The sequence below is a fragment of the Parabacteroides sp. AF39-10AC genome (genome assembly GCF_003635405.1).
In the GTDB taxonomy this organism is placed as follows: domain Bacteria; phylum Bacteroidota; class Bacteroidia; order Bacteroidales; family Tannerellaceae; genus Parabacteroides; species Parabacteroides distasonis.
On record NZ_QTLP01000012.1, the window covers coordinates 17,418 to 34,720 of the forward strand.

General features: G+C 43.1%; 16 protein-coding genes. 9 read left to right on the top strand and 7 right to left on the bottom strand.

The window, feature by feature from the left end:
* The first annotated feature begins 80 nt into the window (after nucleotides 1-80).
* Both DW033_RS12270 and DW033_RS12275 read left to right on the top strand, forming a co-directional pair.
* Nucleotides 81-740, top strand: a complete 660-nt coding sequence (locus DW033_RS12270; RefSeq protein WP_005861153.1) for a LysE family translocator — start codon at nucleotides 81-83, stop codon at nucleotides 738-740.
* Between the two features lies 1 nt (nucleotide 741).
* On the top strand, nucleotides 742-1,383 hold the full coding sequence (locus DW033_RS12275; protein WP_005861151.1) for a carbohydrate-binding family 9-like protein: 642 nt from the start codon (nucleotides 742-744) through the stop codon (nucleotides 1,381-1,383).
* Nucleotides 1,384-1,438: 55 nt separating this feature from the next.
* On the opposite strand, the gene DW033_RS12280 is transcribed toward DW033_RS12275, so the two are convergent.
* Nucleotides 1,439-1,846 carry a DUF6249 domain-containing protein gene (locus DW033_RS12280; protein ID WP_008780672.1) on the bottom strand — a complete coding sequence of 136 codons (408 nt, stop codon included), beginning with the start codon at nucleotides 1,844-1,846 and terminating at the stop codon, nucleotides 1,439-1,441.
* Between the two features lie 149 nt (nucleotides 1,847-1,995).
* Here DW033_RS12280 and DW033_RS12285 point away from each other — a divergent pair, with 149 nt between their 5' ends.
* On the top strand, nucleotides 1,996-2,553 hold the full coding sequence (locus DW033_RS12285; RefSeq protein ID WP_036615402.1) for an RNA polymerase sigma factor: 558 nt from the start codon (nucleotides 1,996-1,998) through the stop codon (nucleotides 2,551-2,553).
* Nucleotides 2,546-2,902 carry a hypothetical protein gene (locus DW033_RS12290; protein ID WP_005866723.1) on the top strand — a complete coding sequence of 119 codons (357 nt, stop codon included), beginning with the start codon at nucleotides 2,546-2,548 and terminating at the stop codon, nucleotides 2,900-2,902. Before DW033_RS12285 ends, DW033_RS12290 begins: the two co-directional genes overlap by 8 nt.
* Here DW033_RS12290 and DW033_RS12295 read toward each other — a convergent pair.
* On the bottom strand, nucleotides 2,847-4,988 hold the full coding sequence (locus DW033_RS12295) for a sensor histidine kinase KdpD (protein ID WP_122382778.1): 2,142 nt from the start codon (nucleotides 4,986-4,988) through the stop codon (nucleotides 2,847-2,849). The two genes, DW033_RS12290 and DW033_RS12295, sit on opposite strands and share 56 nt — an antisense overlap.
* Entirely contained in the window at nucleotides 4,985-7,072 is a 2,088-nt protein-coding gene (locus DW033_RS24900; protein ID WP_229040438.1) for a HAMP domain-containing sensor histidine kinase, read from the bottom strand. The genes DW033_RS12295 and DW033_RS24900 overlap by 4 nt, the downstream gene beginning before the upstream one ends.
* A 217-nt stretch (nucleotides 7,073-7,289) precedes the next feature.
* Here DW033_RS24900 and rpsA point away from each other — a divergent pair, with 217 nt between their 5' ends.
* Nucleotides 7,290-9,080 carry a 30S ribosomal protein S1 gene (rpsA, locus tag DW033_RS12310; RefSeq protein ID WP_005861137.1) on the top strand — a complete coding sequence of 597 codons (1,791 nt, stop codon included), beginning with the start codon at nucleotides 7,290-7,292 and terminating at the stop codon, nucleotides 9,078-9,080.
* A gap of 82 nt (nucleotides 9,081-9,162) precedes the next feature.
* On the opposite strand, the gene DW033_RS12315 is transcribed toward rpsA, so the two are convergent.
* Nucleotides 9,163-9,405, bottom strand: a complete 243-nt coding sequence (locus DW033_RS12315; RefSeq protein ID WP_005861135.1) for a hypothetical protein — start codon at nucleotides 9,403-9,405, stop codon at nucleotides 9,163-9,165.
* A gap of 178 nt (nucleotides 9,406-9,583) precedes the next feature.
* On the opposite strand from DW033_RS12315, the gene DW033_RS12320 reads away from it, so the two are divergent.
* From DW033_RS12320 to DW033_RS12330, 3 genes are all read left to right on the top strand, one after another.
* Nucleotides 9,584-10,231, top strand: a complete 648-nt coding sequence (locus DW033_RS12320) for an HAD family hydrolase (protein ID WP_036615292.1) — start codon at nucleotides 9,584-9,586, stop codon at nucleotides 10,229-10,231.
* A 345-nt stretch (nucleotides 10,232-10,576) separates the two neighbouring features.
* Nucleotides 10,577-11,497: a helix-turn-helix domain-containing protein gene (locus DW033_RS12325; protein WP_005866714.1), complete on the top strand. Its 921-nt coding sequence runs from the start codon at nucleotides 10,577-10,579 to the stop codon at nucleotides 11,495-11,497.
* The gene (locus DW033_RS12330) at nucleotides 11,494-11,769 is read left to right on the top strand and encodes an HU family DNA-binding protein (protein WP_005866712.1); all 276 of its coding nucleotides are present in this window, start codon (nucleotides 11,494-11,496) and stop codon (nucleotides 11,767-11,769) included. Before DW033_RS12325 ends, DW033_RS12330 begins: the two co-directional genes overlap by 4 nt.
* A gap of 80 nt (nucleotides 11,770-11,849) precedes the next feature.
* Here DW033_RS12330 and DW033_RS12335 read toward each other — a convergent pair whose 3' ends face one another.
* Together DW033_RS12335 and DW033_RS12340 are read right to left on the bottom strand one after the other, a co-directional pair.
* A complete protein-coding gene (locus DW033_RS12335; RefSeq protein WP_122382779.1) occupies nucleotides 11,850-12,944 on the bottom strand; it encodes a sugar phosphate isomerase/epimerase in 1,095 nt (364 codons plus the stop codon).
* Nucleotides 12,945-13,458: 514 nt separating this feature from the next.
* Complete coding sequence (locus DW033_RS12340) at nucleotides 13,459-16,149, bottom strand: LamG-like jellyroll fold domain-containing protein (RefSeq protein WP_122382809.1); 2,691 nt, start codon at nucleotides 16,147-16,149, stop codon at nucleotides 13,459-13,461.
* Between the two features lie 71 nt (nucleotides 16,150-16,220).
* On the opposite strand from DW033_RS12340, the gene DW033_RS12345 reads away from it, so the two are divergent.
* A complete protein-coding gene (locus DW033_RS12345; RefSeq protein ID WP_121961257.1) occupies nucleotides 16,221-16,745 on the top strand; it encodes a GNAT family N-acetyltransferase in 525 nt (174 codons plus the stop codon).
* Between the two features lie 74 nt (nucleotides 16,746-16,819).
* Here DW033_RS12345 and DW033_RS12350 read toward each other — a convergent pair whose 3' ends face one another.
* On the bottom strand, nucleotides 16,820-17,302 hold the full coding sequence (locus tag DW033_RS12350; RefSeq protein WP_005861117.1) for a hypothetical protein: 483 nt from the start codon (nucleotides 17,300-17,302) through the stop codon (nucleotides 16,820-16,822).
* Nucleotide 17,303: the final 1 nt, after the last annotated feature.

Consider the following 17,303-nt stretch of genomic DNA (forward strand, 5'->3'; position numbering starts at 1 on the left):
CAGTATCTTACGTTTTTTACCTTTTTTTTATCGCGGAATGGATGTATCTTTGCCCAAGAAACTAGAAGAGACTCAACTTAATGCTAGGAATCGTTAGTAAAGGAATCATTATAGGTGTATTGGTTTCGGCCCCCATGGGCCCCATCGGTATGCTCTGTATACAAAGAACACTAAATAAAGGACGTTGGCACGGGTTCGTCACCGGATTAGGGGCCGCTCTATCCGACGTGATTTATGCGGCACTGACTTGTCTGGGCATGGGAGTTGTGGTCAACTTCGTGGAGGCGAACCAAGCGCCCCTGCAATTGATCGGAAGTATCGTTCTCGGCATTTTCGGGTATTATATCTTCCAAAGCAACCCGACTAGGAACCTAAAGAAACACCGAGAAAAAAAATTATCGTTCACCCAAGACTTTATTACAGCTTTTCTACTTACCTTTAGCAACGTGTTAATCGTCTTGCTCTATATCGGATTATTCGCCCGGTTCGGTTTCGTGTTACCGGAACATTCGTTTTGGCTGCTGGTATTGGGCATTGTTTGCATAGGGTTAGGGGCCGTTCTTTGGTGGTTCGGCATAACATATATTATTGGAAAACTGAGAAAATGGTTCAACGTTAGAGGTATTTGGTTACTGAACCGGATCGTGGGCTCTGTCATTATCGTATTGTCTATTATCGGTGCCCTATCGGTTTTATTGACCTCCTACTTACAATGGCCTTTACTTCAAATCTATAGTTAAAATGAAAAGACTGAAAGTTCCTGTTATCCCCGTTCTGGATGTACTCGATATAACATCCATAGAACCGATTCTTGAGGTGCAATCCCAACGTGAGTTCCTCACCCATGCCAATTGGCATGAGTATCCATATAAGCCGATCACCGCTTTTAATATAGCCCGGACAGAGAAAAATCTATATATACGATATAGCGTGCAGGGTAATTCGCTAAAGGCGTCTTATGAGATGGACAATTCCTCGGTCCATAAGGATAGTTGCGTGGAGTTCTTCATGAAAAAGGAAGGTGACTCGCATTATATGAATTTCGAGTTTAATTGTATCGGGACTTGCGATGCCGCCCGCCGTACCTCACGGGATATCAAGACGTCGCTTTCGCAAGAAGAGTATAAAAGCATCATAAGACTCCCATCCGTGAGAAGAAGGGCATTCGAGGAGATTAAAGGTATTCATACATGGAACTTGATCGTAGTCATACCACTCAAGTTGATGGGGTTAGATCCTAGTAATCTGCCGGAGAAAATACTAGGGAACTTCTATAAATGCGCCGATGAGACAATGAATCCGCATTTCGTAAGTTGGAGTCCGATCGACCTTCCCGAGCCTAATTTCCATTGTCCTGAATTCTTCGGGGAGATCTACCTGTAGTATAGACGTAGCGTGCTGCATGCAGCACGCTACGTCTATACAGGCAAGCCTATGGCTATTTATTATTCTTACCTAGTTTCAGCTCAATGACGAAGGCTATTATCAAGCCGATTCCCCCGAACAAAAGAACCGAAGCCCCATAAGCCGTACCCGCTACCTCATGCCTGTACCAACCATCATCATAATAAGAATTTGTCGCCATACACATATTAATAATAAAGCCTACCAACAAACCTAATCCGATTCCCGCCAAAAGGCACCCGGCCTTTAAGCTACTGAACGAGAAGTTTCGCATGTAGTTAGGCAGTCCCAATTTACCATCGAAAGCAGAGGCATCCAGTTTATCACCGATCTTCTCGATAATCGCCAAACGTTCCCTCTTGCGAACAAACAACTCAAATAATCCGTAAATACCTGCACAAACGATTCCGACAACTAGCGGAACAGAAATAAAATCCATCATAACTGTATAATTTTAATTGATTCATTCATATTGTTTGCTAATTTGACGCAACAGTTTCCCATAGGTTACACCTCCGGGCTGAAAAATATTTTTTATTTTTGTTACCGCAAGTTGTAACCTATTTACCCGGCTTGCGTCCATTAAGTACAATGGAATTGTATACCGATACATATTACATACAAAGGATACAAGCAGGGGACGTGGCATGTTTCGCTTGCCTTTTGGACAAGTATAGCCGTCCGATTCACTCGTTGATCCTCAAAGTGGTACGAAGCCAAGAGGAGGCTGAGGAGTTGGCGCAAGATACGTTTATGAAGGTATTCAAAAACCTAGCCTCATTCAAAGGGGATTGTAGTTTCTCCACATGGATTTACCGGATTGCCTATAACACGGCGATATCATCGGTCAGGAAGAAGAGATATGAGTTTCTAGCGATTGAGGAGACTACACTTGAAAACGTATCGGAGGAGGAGGTCACGAACCTGTTCGGACAAACCGAATCCACGGAACAGGTTCAAAGATTGGAAGTCGCCCTTGAACAACTTCTACCGGACGAACGGGCCTTGATCTTGCTCTTTTATTGGAAAGAAAAGACAATAGAAGAACTGGTCTCTATCACCGGCTTGACCGCCTCGAATATTAAAGTCAAGCTACATCGCATCCGAAAAAAATTGTTTGTATTATTAAAAGGAATGGATCATGAGTAAGATAAACACAAATAAGGAACAACCCGATTTATTGGGGGATTTATTCAAACGCATACCGGAGGAGGAGCTTCCCGCCTCGTTCCGTTCGAACGTAATGCGACAAATCATGCTTGAGTCCGCAAAGGCGAAGAAACGTGACGAACGGTTCAGCCTGTTAGCAGCGATCGTGGCCTCGCTTATCATGATTTCCCTTGCGATCGTATCTTTCGTATATATGGAGATACCCAAGATAGCCGTCCCCACAATAAGCACATCGGCCTTGGCTTTCTATTTATACATAGGGGCCATCACGCTCATACTTCTATTGGCGGATTATAAATTGAGGAATCTATTTCACAAGAAAGGATAAGCACGAAGCGAGCTCCGTCCGTATACGAGGAATCTATGGACAAGGAACCATTCAGCCGCTCGGCGATCAAAAGACAGATAGAAAGTCCTAAACCCGCACCGGGTTTGTAATCATCCAGCTTCTCAAAGCGATTGAATACCGCAGCTTGTTTTTCAAGGGGAATACCGGCACCCGTATCCGTAACGGCTATGTATACCTTTTCCCGATCCGGCGCAAGTTGGAACGATAGGTTAATCTCACCTTTCTCCGTAAATTTAGCGGCGTTTGTCAACAGGTTTGTCAACAGTTGTTGCAGGCGCAGATTATCTACATGTACCACGATTGGTTCCCCAGCGGGAGAAAAAGTCAATTTAACCCCATCCGGCATCCGGTAGCGTACACTCTCCAATGCCATTTGGCAACACTCCAAAAGCGGATAATCCTTGATATTGAAATGAAGGTCTCCAGTCTCCATCCGGGATAAATCCAATACGTCGTTTACCAGATTCAACATCAAATCCGTATTATTCCGGATGATAGACGAATATTCCTCCCGCTCTTTCGCATCGGTAGAAGGTTCCACCAGCAAACTGGAGAAACCTACGATCGCATTTAACGGGGTCCGGATCTCATGGCTCATATTAGCGAGAAAAGCGCTTTTCATCAGGCTGGCCTCTTCCGCACGGGCTTTCTCCCTCATCAATCGTCTTTGGGATTCCAAAAGCAAGTCTTTCTCTCGCTGTAATTGGTTTTTCAAGGATCGTAGATGGCGGTAGTATAAAAACGAGATATAGAGGAGGATCGATAACACGACCGATATAGATAAGATAAACACCAACAAATCTTGTTTCCGGGCGATACGTAACCCGGCTTCCTTCAGTTCCGTTTCTTTCAATTCCTTTTCATGCAACTCATGCAAGGTTCGCAATTGATTCACCTGCCGGAGAAAAGAAGTTCCCCGCCTTTTCGTCAGCGTTCTATAAAGTTCATCATATAGAGCCATAACCTCCTTGAGTCGGCCCTGCTCCTTTAAGATATCCGCCTTGAACTGAATATCTTCGGGTAATCGCTCTGTCTCCAACACTTCATTTATATAACGCAGTGCCAACGGGATATCTCCAGCCGCCTTATAATAACGAGCCTTAACCGCTAGATAAGTATTGATTGCATAGTCCTCCTCTACCAAACTATTGCCGACATAGGAAGAGGCTTTATCCAACGCTTTCTTGGCATTTGCCAAATCTCCTTTCGAAAGATAAAAGCTCGTGTAAAAAGAATAAAGCAGCCAATACTCCCGCTCTAGTAGCAAAACATCACCTTTTTCTTGATTAATCTCATATTGCTCATCCAGCAGGGCTTTATATTGTTCCAAGATTCGTTCCGTCAACGTATATTGTTTCGTTCGGACACTACTTTCCAATTGATAAGAAGTTAACCGGATTTTAGTATCCATGATATCGGGAACATCTTTTATATCCTTCAATAAATCCAAACCTTCCTGAAAAGAGACTACGGCATCGCTATCCCTACGGATACGTTGGTAAATCAGCCCCAAAGTCTCCGAACAGCGAAGCAAGCCGTATTTATGATTCAGATTGCTCGCCAACCGATACAGATTCATCGCCTCACTCATTGCCAACTCATAATTCCCTAGCCAAAGGAGATCTTGACTGGAATAACTCTTCACCTCAAACAAGACATACGGATATTCATGGCGGGCCTTCGCCATAGAATCTACGATATTACAACAATAGACCAAACTATCACGCTTAGACTGATTGTAATAATACTCGGCCATACCTTTCAATCCCCTATATGCGATAGATATGGAATCCACCGCCATCGCGTTCTCATAAAGACGTTGATAATAATCTTTCATTTTGGGATCTTGCCGATAAAGCAAAGCCAACCGCTGCAATATAGGTAAAGTAGACGCTATCGTCGGGCAGCCCGGTAATACCCTCTCCAAGCTGTCGATCTCTGTTAAACGATCCTTGCCGGGAGGAGGCGTGGAAGATTTCATCGAGCCGCAAAATACAAGGGAGATCATAATAACCACCCCTATACGTATAGATATCCTGTTATTGAATAGATTCATCAGTCTCATATAGGGGTTTCAATTAAATTCGTTGAATGTATAAAGACAAACCGGGCACCGCCCTTATAAGAGACATCTACGGATAAAGAACCTTTAAGCTGTTCCGAGATGATCTGGCAAACAGAAAGTCCCAAACCGGTACCTTGAACAAAGTCGTCTAATTTCTCAAAACGCTCGAATATCTTCTTACACTTATCCTCAGGGATTCCACAGCCCGTATCCGTAACGAAGAAACGAACCTCACCTTTGCTCTCATCCACGGCAAATGAGAGATTAATCTCTCCCTCGGAAGTGAATTTAGCGGCATTCGACAACAAATTTGTCAACAACTGCTGCAAACGCAAGGCATCCGTATTCAAGGTATAAGATTCAAGCGAGGGAGTAAACGTCAATCGGACCCCGGGCTTCACCCGATGGCGAATCGAATCCAACGCCCTCTGGCAACAGGCGACCAGATCGTTTGGCTTCACGCTGAACTTGATCTTGCCGGATTCCAAACGGGATAAATCCAGGACATCGTTCACCAGATTCAATAGCAACTCGGAACTATGGTTCACCTCCCCGGCAAACCGGATCTTCTCCTCCTCGCTATACTCGCTACTCGCCAATAATTCCGAGAACCCGACAATGGCGTTCAACGGCGTACGCACCTCATGGCTGATATTGGCGATAAAGGCGCTTTTCTTCTTGTTCGCCGCCTCCGCCTCTTTCGTCACGACCCGCAGTTGCTTCTCCGAAGCGATCAAGGAGTCTTTCTCCTGAAGCAACTCATTTCTCAACCTCTTAGTATGCATATAAATACGCCACAACATATAGAGTAGGCCCATCAAGACCAATAGAAGACCGATAGATACGACAATCTGCTTCTGCTTCAAAGCTTCTTGCTCCGATTTCAGCTTCAACTCCCGATCTTGCTTTTCCAGGTCATTCAAGTCATTCAATACACGGAGTTGCTCGATTTGCCGGTCGAAGGCATCCGTGTTGATCGTCTCCGTCTTATTGATGATCTCCTCATAGATAGTGACCGCCTCTTGCAATTGGCCGGATGATTGCAATATCGCTTTCTTCATCTCCAACTTATCCAGATCACGATTGATCTTTAAAGCCAGATTGACAGCGGACAACGCATGCCTATAATCTTTCTCCTTCCAATAATAAAATGATTTTGTCCGCAGATATTGAGCCTCCACCCTATCCCCAAAAGAACTATCCAAATAAGCGGTCGCCTGATCCAAATACGCCTGTGCCTTTCCCGAATTCCCATTCATGGTATACAGCTCGCAATAATAGCAACTCATCAAGCAACGATGACGTTTTACCGGAAAAATCTTTCCCTCCCCATTATACTTCCTTTCCAAGGAATCCAATAAATGATCATACTGTTTCAAGAGCGCCTCCGACTCGGACAAACGTCCTAATAGCAGGGTAGATTCCAACATATTAGACAAATACATAATCCGGAAAGCAGGATTCGCCTTCTCCCCTTTCAATAAGTGCAGGCCTTTCCCGAAGATCTCTACCGCGTCACTGTCTTTCTTAATCCGCTGGTACACCATCCCTAGATCGCGATAAGCCCGTAGCAGGCCGTAATCGTTCTTACTTTCCCGGGCCAAATCCAGATATTGCATGGCCTTGTCCATAGCCAGCTCATAATTGCCGGACCATAGATAATCCTGACAAACCAAGCTACCGGATAAAAACAACCCTCTGGGACTCTCATGCCTTTTTGAGGCCAACGAATCCAATTGCCCCACCCAATATAATAGGCTATCCCTATTTTCTACATTATAATAATAACGACTCAAGCCAGCCATCGCATCGTATACGATCCCGATGGAATCCAAAGGCATCGCGATATCGATTATCTCTTTCAACGCTGGCACCTCCTCCGGCAATTGCCAGTACAAGCCGATTAATTCTTTAAGAAGGGGTATCTTATCCTGAGGTTTTTGGATACGTGATAAAGATTGGCGTATGCTATCCGCACGAAATTTACTCACGGCATTCTGCGCACTTGTGCCCACCGCAAACAAAATCCACACTATTCCTATAAAAGTATTGACGCTGGACTTTCTTAAAAATCCTCTACTCATTGATTTATCGCTTACAATTCGCAAACTTACAAAATAAATATCAATAAAAATCAACAGCTTTCCGTAATTACAGCCAACACGGCCCAAATGAATGTTTTTACCCCTCAAAACTCTTGTCAATCAGAAAAAAAGCATTACCTTTGCCCCGATTTTTGAGAGATGACAACATAAAGTCTAACTTACTAATTAAAACAAACTTAGTATTAACAATTAAAGAATGGAAAATTTAAAAAACATCCAGCCGGTTGAAGATTTCAACTGGGACGCTTTCGAGCAAGGCGAGACTTACACCGAAGTAAGCAAGGACGATCTTGTAAAAACGTATGACGAGACCCTGAACACGGTAAAAGACAAAGAAGTGGTTATGGGTACCGTTACTTCTATGAACAAACGTGAGGTTGTTGTAAACATCGGTTTCAAATCTGACGGTGTTGTTCCTATGTCCGAGTTCCGTTATAACCCGGATTTAAAGATTGGTGACGAGGTAGAGGTTTACATCGAGAGCCAAGAAGACAAAAAAGGACAATTGATCCTTTCACACAAGAAAGCACGCGCTACACGTTCTTGGGATCGTGTTAACGAGGCTCTTGAAAAAGACGAAATTATCAAAGGTTACATCAAATGTCGTACGAAGGGCGGTATGATTGTCGACGTATTCGGCATCGAAGCGTTCTTGCCGGGTTCTCAGATCGATGTGAAGCCGATCCGCGACTACGATGTATTTGTAGGTAAGACTATGGAATTCAAGATTGTTAAGATCAATCAAGAATTCAAGAATGTTGTTGTATCTCATAAGGCTCTTATCGAGGCAGAGTTGGAACAACAGAAGAAAGATATCATCTCCAAATTGGAGAAAGGACAGGTATTGGAAGGAACTGTCAAGAACATCACTTCTTACGGTGTATTCATCGACTTGGGTGGCGTAGACGGTTTGATCCACATCACAGACCTTTCTTGGGGACGTGTTTCTCATCCGGAAGAAATCGTTCAGCTTGACCAGAAGATCAATGTTGTTATCTTGGACTTCGACGACGAGAAGAAACGTATCGCTCTTGGCTTGAAGCAATTGACTCCGCACCCATGGGATGCTTTGGATACGAACTTGAAGGTTGGTGACAAGGTTAAGGGTAAAGTTGTCGTTATGGCTGACTACGGTGCGTTCATCGAGATCGCTCCGGGCGTAGAAGGTTTGATCCACGTTTCAGAGATGTCTTGGACACAGCACTTGCGTTCCGCTCAAGACTTCATGAAGGTTGGTGACGAGATTGAGGCCGTAATCTTGACTTTGGATCGCGACGAGCGTAAGATGTCTCTTGGTATCAAGCAATTGAAGGCTGATCCTTGGGAAAACATCGAGGAGCGCTTCCCGGTAGGTTCTCGTCATGCGGCTAAGGTTCGTAACTTCACTAACTTCGGTGTATTCGTAGAAATCGAGGAAGGTGTTGATGGCTTGATCCACATCTCTGATTTGTCTTGGACGAAGAAGATCAAACATCCGTCTGAATTCACTCAGATCGGAGCAGAGATCGAAGTTCAAGTATTGGAAATCGATAAGGAAAACCGTCGCTTAAGCTTAGGCCACAAGCAATTGGAAGAGAATCCTTGGGATGTATTCGAGACAATCTTCACGGTTGGTTCTATCCACGAAGGTACAATCATCGAAGTATTGGATAAGGGTGCCGTAATCTCTTTGCCTTACGGCGTAGAAGGTTTCGCTACTCCGAAGCACCTTGTAAAAGAAGATGGTTCTCAAGCTCAAGTAGATGAGAAACTTTCATTCAAGGTAATCGAGTTCAACAAGGAAGCTAAACGTATCATCCTTTCTCACAGCCGCATCTTTGAAGATGAGCAAAAAGGCGCTAAGGCAACTTCTGAAAAGAAGGCATCCTCAAAACGTGGTGGTAAAAAAGAAGAGGAATCTGGAATGGTAACCGGTCCGGTTGAAAAGACTACATTAGGTGACATCGAGGAATTGGCTGCTTTGAAAGAAAAACTTTCTGGTAAGTAATTGATCCTTCTTTGAGATATAATAAAAGGAGATATCTGATTCAGGTATCTCCTTTTTCTATGTTATTCCTACTGCGGCTTATTTAAGAAAAGCATTCTTCCGTGACACGTGTCTCACATGGCTCGGAAATACCCAACAAATCATTGATCTCCTTTCTTTTCTCTAAATCCGTAAAATAAGCCTCTACAACTTTATAAATATCAAAACCTCCCGTAGAACCGGCTGCCAAGTTTAGTGACTCGACTAATTTACCTGTAGCTTTATGAATCTCAGCTTGTTTCAGCAAATGAAATTCATTCCCGTGAATTAATTGATTCTTTCCCATGATGTTCCAATTTTAGGTTATACAATATATTACAAAGGATTTCTATTCCTGTCCTAAAGATACAAATATCTTATATATGACCTAATACTTTTATCTATTTTTAAATCGGTTCATCTATTTTATCAGTCGAAAGAGAAAGTATATCTCTACATTCCATTAATTTTGCCAGAAAACTAAAATGAAAAAGTTAGTAATATTCGATCTTGACGGAACATTATTAAATACGATCGCGGATTTAGCCCATAGCACGAACCATGCGTTGCGGCAAAACGGCTTTCCGACACATGACGTAAAGGAGTATAACTTCTTCGTAGGAAACGGCATCAACAAATTATTCGAACGTGCGTTACCCGAAGGTGAAAAGACGGAAGAGAATATACTAAAGGTAAGGGAAGAGTTCTTGAAGCATTACGATCTGCATAACACAGATCGCAGCGTTCCCTACCCCGGTATCCCTGAGTTATTAGCCTTGTTGCAGGAAAGAGGGATAAAACTGGCGGTCGCTTCTAATAAATATCAAGCCGCTACCCGTAAGCTCATCGCCCATTTCTTCCCTTCCATACAATTTACGGAGGTTCTCGGACAGCGTGAAGGAGTAAAGGCGAAGCCAGATCCCAGTATCGTCAATGAGATCGTAGAACGAGCGAGCATATCCAAAGAGTACGCTCTTTATGTCGGTGACTCGGACGTAGACATGCAAACCGCCATCAACAGCAAAGTGACCTCCTGTGGGGTAACATGGGGCTTTCGCCCTCGTACGGAATTAGAGAAATACGCACCCGATCATATAGCGGAAAAGGCAGAAGATATACTCAAGTTTATCTAAAAGACGACCTAAGCCTGTCGTGCGAGGCAATCCTTCCCGTTCTTGTCTCGCACGCTTGTCCTTAACCTGAATTACTAATATTTCCTAACACATATTCCATCCAGCTCGCACAGCCCTTAGAATACAAGTTATCCCTAACATCACCTCAACCGTACTTGCAAAAAAGTATTAGACCTACAAACAAAAACATCCAATAGCGGTTATTTTTCAAGGTATCATTTAAACCAAACTTTAAAAAACGCCAAAACGAGACCTATATTTCTGTAATATTATACCAAACAACCACTAGATAAATATAGTAAAAGACGAAGTTATAATTTTACATAAGAAACATAGACAAAAAGAATGTCGGGAAATATTAAAAAAATAGTTGAGCCGAATAGTGGTATTGATTATTCTTTGGAGAAGGACTTCAAGATCTTTACACTTTCCAAAGAACTCCCTATTACCACTTACCCTTCTTATATAAGATTAGGGATTGTCATCTATTGTGTAAAAGGAAACGCTAAAATTGATATCTATTCCAACAAGCACATTATAACCCCCAAAGAGCTCATCATCATCTTGCCGGGGCAATTGGTCGCATTAACGGACGTTAGCGTAGATTTCCAAATCAGATATTTCACGATCACGGAATCCTTTTATACTGATATATTAAGCGGTATCAGTCGTTTCTCGCCACATTTCTTTTTCTATATGAGGCAACATTACTATTTCAAGATGGAAGACGTGGAAACTCTTTCCTTTGTAGACTTCTTTGAATTACTTATAAGAAAAGCCGTCGATCCGGAAAACCAGTATCGAAGAGAGTCGGTTATACTCTTACTTCGCATATTATTCCTTGATATATATAACCATTATAAAGTCAATTCTTTAGACAGTACGGCAACGATAGATGTACACAAGAAAGAACTGACCCACAAATTCTTTCAATTGGTCATGAGTAATTACAAAGTGAACAGAAGCGTGACGTTCTACGCGAACTCTCTATGCATCACCCCTAAATACTTGACCATGGTTGTTAAGGAGGTAAGCGGCAAATCCGCCAAAGATTGGATTACGGAATATATGATCCTAGAATTAAAAGGATTACTCACCAACTCTACCTTGAATATCCAAGAGATTGTTGAGAAGACGCAGTTCTCGAACCAATCTTCGTTGGGACGCTTCTTTCGGAGGCACACGGGCTTATCGCCTTTGCAATACAGGAAAAAATATTTAACAACAGAGCAAAGAACAAACTTCTCAAAAAATAATACGATATGAATAAAAGTCAGCTAATCGAGGAATTATCGAAAAGAGTCGGTAATGACAAAGAAGAAATCCGGTACATATTGGAAGAACTGAATAACATCATCTTAGAGAAAACGAGAGCCGGAGAAAAGGTATGTATACAGGGTTTTGGTGTTTATACTCCCCGCTTGCAGACAAGCAGGTTGGCTAGAAACCCGAAAAGCGGAGAGACTTTAATGTTGATCCCCAGAACCATTGTCCATTTTAAGTGCGCGCCCAATTTGGTAAAAGAGATCAATAAATGAAAAATAAAGGGTCGGCTCCATCAGGAACCGGCCCTTTCGTTATACCTATTAATGACATACCAAAGACAACTTTCTATAATCTACATCAATATTTGTCGAGCATATTTCACGCAAGTGCCTACCTCTTTCACGGAGTCAGACCAAGGCTTGATATCATATTCCAGTTCTATATCGCAATAGATAGGCCATTTCTCTTGTTTGATCAACAAGAGTACGTCTTCCAACGGCATCTCCCCTTGTCCCCATACTTGATTCGTATTCGGCTGGTCCCCTGTCGTAGGCCCCGTCTTGTCTTTCAAGTGGATACTATAGATCCGATCATGATATTTCTTGATCATCTCATTCGGGTGGATACCTGTAGAGCCAAAGAAGTGGCCCGCGTCAAAATTCAACATAATAGAAGGAGAGACCGCTAAGATCGGATCGCAACTAAACCCTTCTTCGGCATATTGCATATGATTATGGAAAGCCATATACATCCCATGCTTCTCGGCAAATGGAGCGACTCTTTTCGCCGTCTCCAAATTAATCTCGTCCGTCACGGCTTTAGCGCCCATGGCCTTGGCTACCTTGAACGCATAATCGATTTCCTCGTCCGAACCCATACGGGAAGGTTCCATCTTCACGATATGCGCCGATATTCCTGCGTCGCTCAATAACTTACGGGCACCTTCTACCTTTGATAGATCCAACCCGAGACGCCACGCTTTCACCGCTTCCTTATATTTATCGATCTCAGCCTGCTGCTCCGGAGTAAACTTCGGGGGACCCATCCGACGAGGAGCCGCAGGTTTCTCACCCGGTTTCGCCGTGGGTTGAGAAGCTTGCTGACGGAAGAATTTCATCATCGGATTCTCCGGAGCTCCTAAATAAGCTTCCAGATCACCTCCCATCAACTCGATGGAACTGATATTCGCCTCTTGGCAATACTTGATGATATTCTCCAATCCACCCGGCATGGAACGCCAACTATAAGTGATCGTGCCGATTTGCACGCCACCGAACTTCGAGTTAACCTTGCCTGCCTCCGCCGCCGTATCAACCGGAGCGGGAGCCGCCACACTCTTCCCCGTACAAGAGAAAGCACTCGGAAGGAAAGATGCGGCCGCCAAAGCAGCGACCGATCTTCCTAGAAACTCACGTCTGGACTGACCATTGTTCACATCTTTACTCATAACTATTCAGTTTATACATAAATATCAACTCTTAGAAGAAAGGCCCTTACAGACTTCAACCTTTACGATATTCATCGTAAGAAAAAATATATAGTAAAACACAACTTCGCTTCCTCGCTTCCTCGCTTCCTCGCTTCCTCGTGCGAAACAACGAGAGCGAATATAGGGATGAGCAGTAAACCATGAGTTAACGAACGCTAAACAAGACATTAACCTAGGGCTAATTTAAGGCTAATTTCATATCAGCACAAAGCATAATTCACATAATAACAGCAATATAAATAAATCAAGAAATATTTATAAAAATCTTCGATAAGTCAGAGGCATAGCACCTGCCTCCCTATTCGAAAGGATCGCTATCAGTGGGGCGCATACATTTGTCACTGTAATGCCAGAGGAGTGCCACACGGATGGCACAGGCATGCCATAACGGTGGCACGGTCTTGCCACAACGATGGCACAGGTGTGACAATAGCGATGGCACAGTCTGCCAATGAGCAGGCACACTATAATATTACTGGGGAGATTGCTGACTCATCAGCGAAGACGGTACGACCTGCTCAAAAGAAGAGGGGAAAGCCTCGCCATACATCTCTTGGTATAAAGCGCAAAAGCGGTCGTACACGTAACGGGCCAATTTGAAGTTGTTCTGGTAAATCAAGGCTTTGATCTTATAGAGCAAAGCCTCCTCGTTGCAAGGATCGTTCAGAAGGATCTGGTCTGCTATCTGGATCACCCGATCCGCCTCATCCTCGATCGAGTAAGTGTCGATAAAGCGAGACAAGACATCCACCGTACTATTACAGATATAACTTTTAAAATCATCCATCCAATCAAACGATTCCCCTTTGAACACTTCTCCTTTGCTGATAATATCATAGAAATATTCAAAGTCCGGCTGAGTCCGTACCCGTTTATCTTTCAGCCAATCCAAACAAGCCAAATAATCGCAATAGACATCTTCCGAAAGCTGGAGAATATATCGATTCGCGTTAAATAGGACCTCGACCGTATCGATACGTTCCAATATCTTCCGGAGTTTCAATATAGATACGCTTCGAAGGCTCTTCGTACTTTTCGAGGGGTTGTCATTCCCCCAAATCATCCGTGTCAAGTCCTTGCTCGATATTCCGAAACCTCCACGGGAAGAGTGAAGCATAATCAAGATAAACAGCTGTTTTAATTTGGGGGTAAATAGAGAGGTTATATCATTTCCATCCCGGTCCAACACATAGAACTCTCCAAACAATCGGATATAATTGCGCAGAACCGGAACCTTCTCGATCTCCTCCGGCATCTCTTGCGAAGAACGATCCGGCTCCTCGATTCCGTCCTCGATTCCCTCCTCCGCAACCGTTCCCGCATCAGCCTCATCCTGCCTTGGCTTTTCTTTCACCTTCCGATAGCCTAGATAAGCTATCGAGACCAGAACCATCAAAATCAACCCAATTCCAAGGACATCCAACCAAGTAATCGCATTCGATATATGTAAATCTAATAACTGGTTGCTCAATCCCAATATCTCCTTATCGCTCAACACACGAGACCAAATACAAAGATTATCCAGCACACCCACGAAGTTCGAGGACTGGCTGAAATTCACGAAACCGACATATAAGCTATCACTACCCAGATAAGCCGGACGATCAAAAGAGATCGCGTCCAGTTTTCCATTTACGAATATAGCCTGCTCCCCATTCCGCTTATTATACCGCCATACGACATTATACCATTTGCCCGGCTCGATCTCCGTGTTACCAACCAGATCGTTGTTAAAGAATCCCATATACGGTTTCCGATTCCGTATCAACAGATGCAACGCTTGTTGATAAGTACTGTTCTTAGCTCCCAGAATACAATAATCCTCCTTCTCCGGCAGGTACTTAGGTATTTTCAACCAAACGCCGACAGTGAAATCATGATCCCGCATATGAAGTTCCGAAGCGGTCGGCAAATCCACACGGGCCTGATTCTCCAAGGAAGCGACCTGCCCCCGTATAGGGTCCTGAATAAACTCGACATTCCTAGATACCGTGAGATTATGATTGGACGAACCATCTTTCTCATCGCCCTCAAACGGTAAATAAATCTCTATATCCTCGTCAATCCGCAAAGGTCTAGCCTTAAAATCGCCGGCGAAAGCCTTCCTTTGGGTACCGGAGACATAAACCGTAGCCGGCTCTATCCGATAGCCCGGAGAGATCGGGGAAAGCATCAACTCGGCTCCGGGCTCTAGCGGAAAGCAATATTTACCCGTCGTATAATTAGACATCCCATCCCAATTCACGTAGTTAAGCAACTCATTGTTATTCGTAACCGCGCCGTAAATGATATCGAAATTCCGGAAAGTAACCAACGAGACATCTAACCATGCGTAATACTTATCTACCAAGACAAAATTAGGAACCCTTCCATCCCGGATCCACGCTCTTTTAAACGATTCTATTAAATAAGGTGTCTGCCGGGCTAAAGCCGAGATATCATTACTATTTCCCCGGGAAGTCTCCAAGAACTTATATCCGGTAAATAAAGACAAATTCTTTTTCAGCCGCTCATCAAAACTCTCAACCCCTTCCGGTTGATTTCCCCAATCAGCGTCCGTATGCTCCACAAAATCCCTCATATTATGCAACCATGAAGGACTGTTCAAATGTTTCTGAACCTCGAAAACGACCAGTCGCTTTCCGGAACTCAACATATCCTTCAGGGATGGCCATCCGTTTTTCGTATCATACTCAAGTACATACTCCATCAAGCCTATTTCCTTAAAAGAGGATTCCAGCTCCATCTCTACATAGAAATCGAGGAAAAGCGTCATAACCTTAGTGGAGTCCGCATCCAAGGCCGTCTTAATGGCTTCCAATGATTCACTAAAAGGAGTAAACGTACCATCAGGTTTCCTTAGTAACAATACATTTGTCTCCGTATCCCGCTTCAAATAGAAATAAAAGCCTTCGATCTGCTTCCGCAATAACTCGTCCAAAGAAAGTTTTTCCGGGGAATTGGAGGATAGACAAGAATAATTAGATAGGATGTAGACGCTCTCGTTATATAAAAGACCGGCCTCTACATCCTCTTGACGTTGAGAAACCAGACGTTGTGCCGAAAGTAATTCCGGCAGGGTGATTATAAGGCTAACAATTAAACATATATAACGAAACCACGCTATCATCGTATACAATATCTTAATTATAAGATCATCCAAAAATAAAGCTTTAATATGACATGACAATGTTTTTAGATTATTATCTTCGCATCAAAATAAAGCGAAGTCATATGGACATACTAGAAATAACGCGAAAGCAAGATCCTCTCTATCCTACCTTTGAGCAAATATATACGGCAAGTTTCCCTCTATTTGAGCAGCGAACAGAAGAACAACAAGAACAGGCCTTCCAATCTCCCAACTATCATCTAGTGGCTTATCTGAAAGACAACCTCTTTATCGGCTTTATCTCATACTGGGATTTTAGCACCTATGTATATATCGAACATTTCGCCATTCATGAGAACTTTAGGGGACAAGGATACGGCGGTTTATTGCTGGAGGATTTTAATAAACGCCTGAATAAGATTATCTTATTAGAGATCGATCCTATTACGGATGAAACTTCCTCCAAGCGATTAAAGTTCTATAAAAAATGCGGCTTCTTCGAAAACCATTACAACCATTTCCATCCCCCTTACAGAAACACCTATCGAGGGCATGCGTTAATCATCCTGACAACAGAGAGGCAAATAACTGAGGATGAGTATATTCAATTCGGTTTCGACTTGCGGAATATTGTCATGGCAAATTAAGAAATAAATATAAAAGCCCCGATCGTTTCTTCGATCAAGGCTTTATTAAATCACCAAAAGCCGAAAATAATGAACTAAGGAGGACAACACCCTTCCTTTCGTAAATTTTCGCATACATCCCGAATAACCGCATATGGCTTTTTATCATAGCCACTGTCAAAAAATTTTTCCATGGCTTCGACTGTGTCCAGATAAAGCCATGCCCCTTTCTTCAAGCAAATCAATCTTACAAAACGAGCCTCTATTAGTTTCTCCAACTTCATATAGGCTAAAGTATCATAAAAATATTTCACCAAACGTCTCGCCTCGTCATACTCAAAGGCTTTCGGCAAATTATTTTTCATATCACTCTCCCATTGTTCCAACCGATATACCCCCCGCTTTATATCTTTCAATTTACGTAAAGCCAATTTCATGTCCTCCTTCGCATATTGCGAGATAAAGAACAGATACATATCCGAGGTATTTTTAGTGGTAGCCTGTCTTAAAGCATAAAGAGACAAAAGCACACTTAATACACTAACTACCAAAGCTGTTATATTCCATATATCTTCCATG

Bases quoted from the DNA above. Each gene is read 5' to 3' on its own strand.
- DW033_RS12290 (WP_005866723.1), top strand. From the start codon at position 2,546: ATGAGTAAGATAAACACAAATAAGGAACAACCCGATTTATTGGGGGAT.
- DW033_RS12335 (WP_122382779.1), bottom strand. From the start codon at position 12,944: ATGAGTAAAGATGTGAACAATGGTCAGTCCAGACGTGAGTTTCTAGGA.
- DW033_RS12280 (WP_008780672.1), bottom strand. From the start codon at position 1,846: ATGATGGATTTTATTTCTGTTCCGCTAGTTGTCGGAATCGTTTGTGCA.
- DW033_RS12350 (WP_005861117.1), bottom strand. From the start codon at position 17,302: ATGGAAGATATATGGAATATAACAGCTTTGGTAGTTAGTGTATTAAGT.
- DW033_RS12345 (WP_121961257.1), top strand. From the start codon at position 16,221: ATGGACATACTAGAAATAACGCGAAAGCAAGATCCTCTCTATCCTACC.
- DW033_RS12295 (WP_122382778.1), bottom strand. From the start codon at position 4,988: ATGAGACTGATGAATCTATTCAATAACAGGATATCTATACGTATAGGG.
- DW033_RS12320 (WP_036615292.1), top strand. From the start codon at position 9,584: ATGAAAAAGTTAGTAATATTCGATCTTGACGGAACATTATTAAATACG.
- rpsA (WP_005861137.1), top strand. From the start codon at position 7,290: ATGGAAAATTTAAAAAACATCCAGCCGGTTGAAGATTTCAACTGGGAC.
- DW033_RS12275 (WP_005861151.1), top strand. From the start codon at position 742: ATGAAAAGACTGAAAGTTCCTGTTATCCCCGTTCTGGATGTACTCGAT.
- DW033_RS12285 (WP_036615402.1), top strand. From the start codon at position 1,996: ATGGAATTGTATACCGATACATATTACATACAAAGGATACAAGCAGGG.
- DW033_RS12330 (WP_005866712.1), top strand. From the start codon at position 11,494: ATGAATAAAAGTCAGCTAATCGAGGAATTATCGAAAAGAGTCGGTAAT.
- DW033_RS12270 (WP_005861153.1), top strand. From the start codon at position 81: ATGCTAGGAATCGTTAGTAAAGGAATCATTATAGGTGTATTGGTTTCG.
- DW033_RS24900 (WP_229040438.1), bottom strand. From the start codon at position 7,072: ATGAGTAGAGGATTTTTAAGAAAGTCCAGCGTCAATACTTTTATAGGA.
- DW033_RS12325 (WP_005866714.1), top strand. From the start codon at position 10,577: ATGTCGGGAAATATTAAAAAAATAGTTGAGCCGAATAGTGGTATTGAT.
- DW033_RS12315 (WP_005861135.1), bottom strand. From the start codon at position 9,405: ATGGGAAAGAATCAATTAATTCACGGGAATGAATTTCATTTGCTGAAA.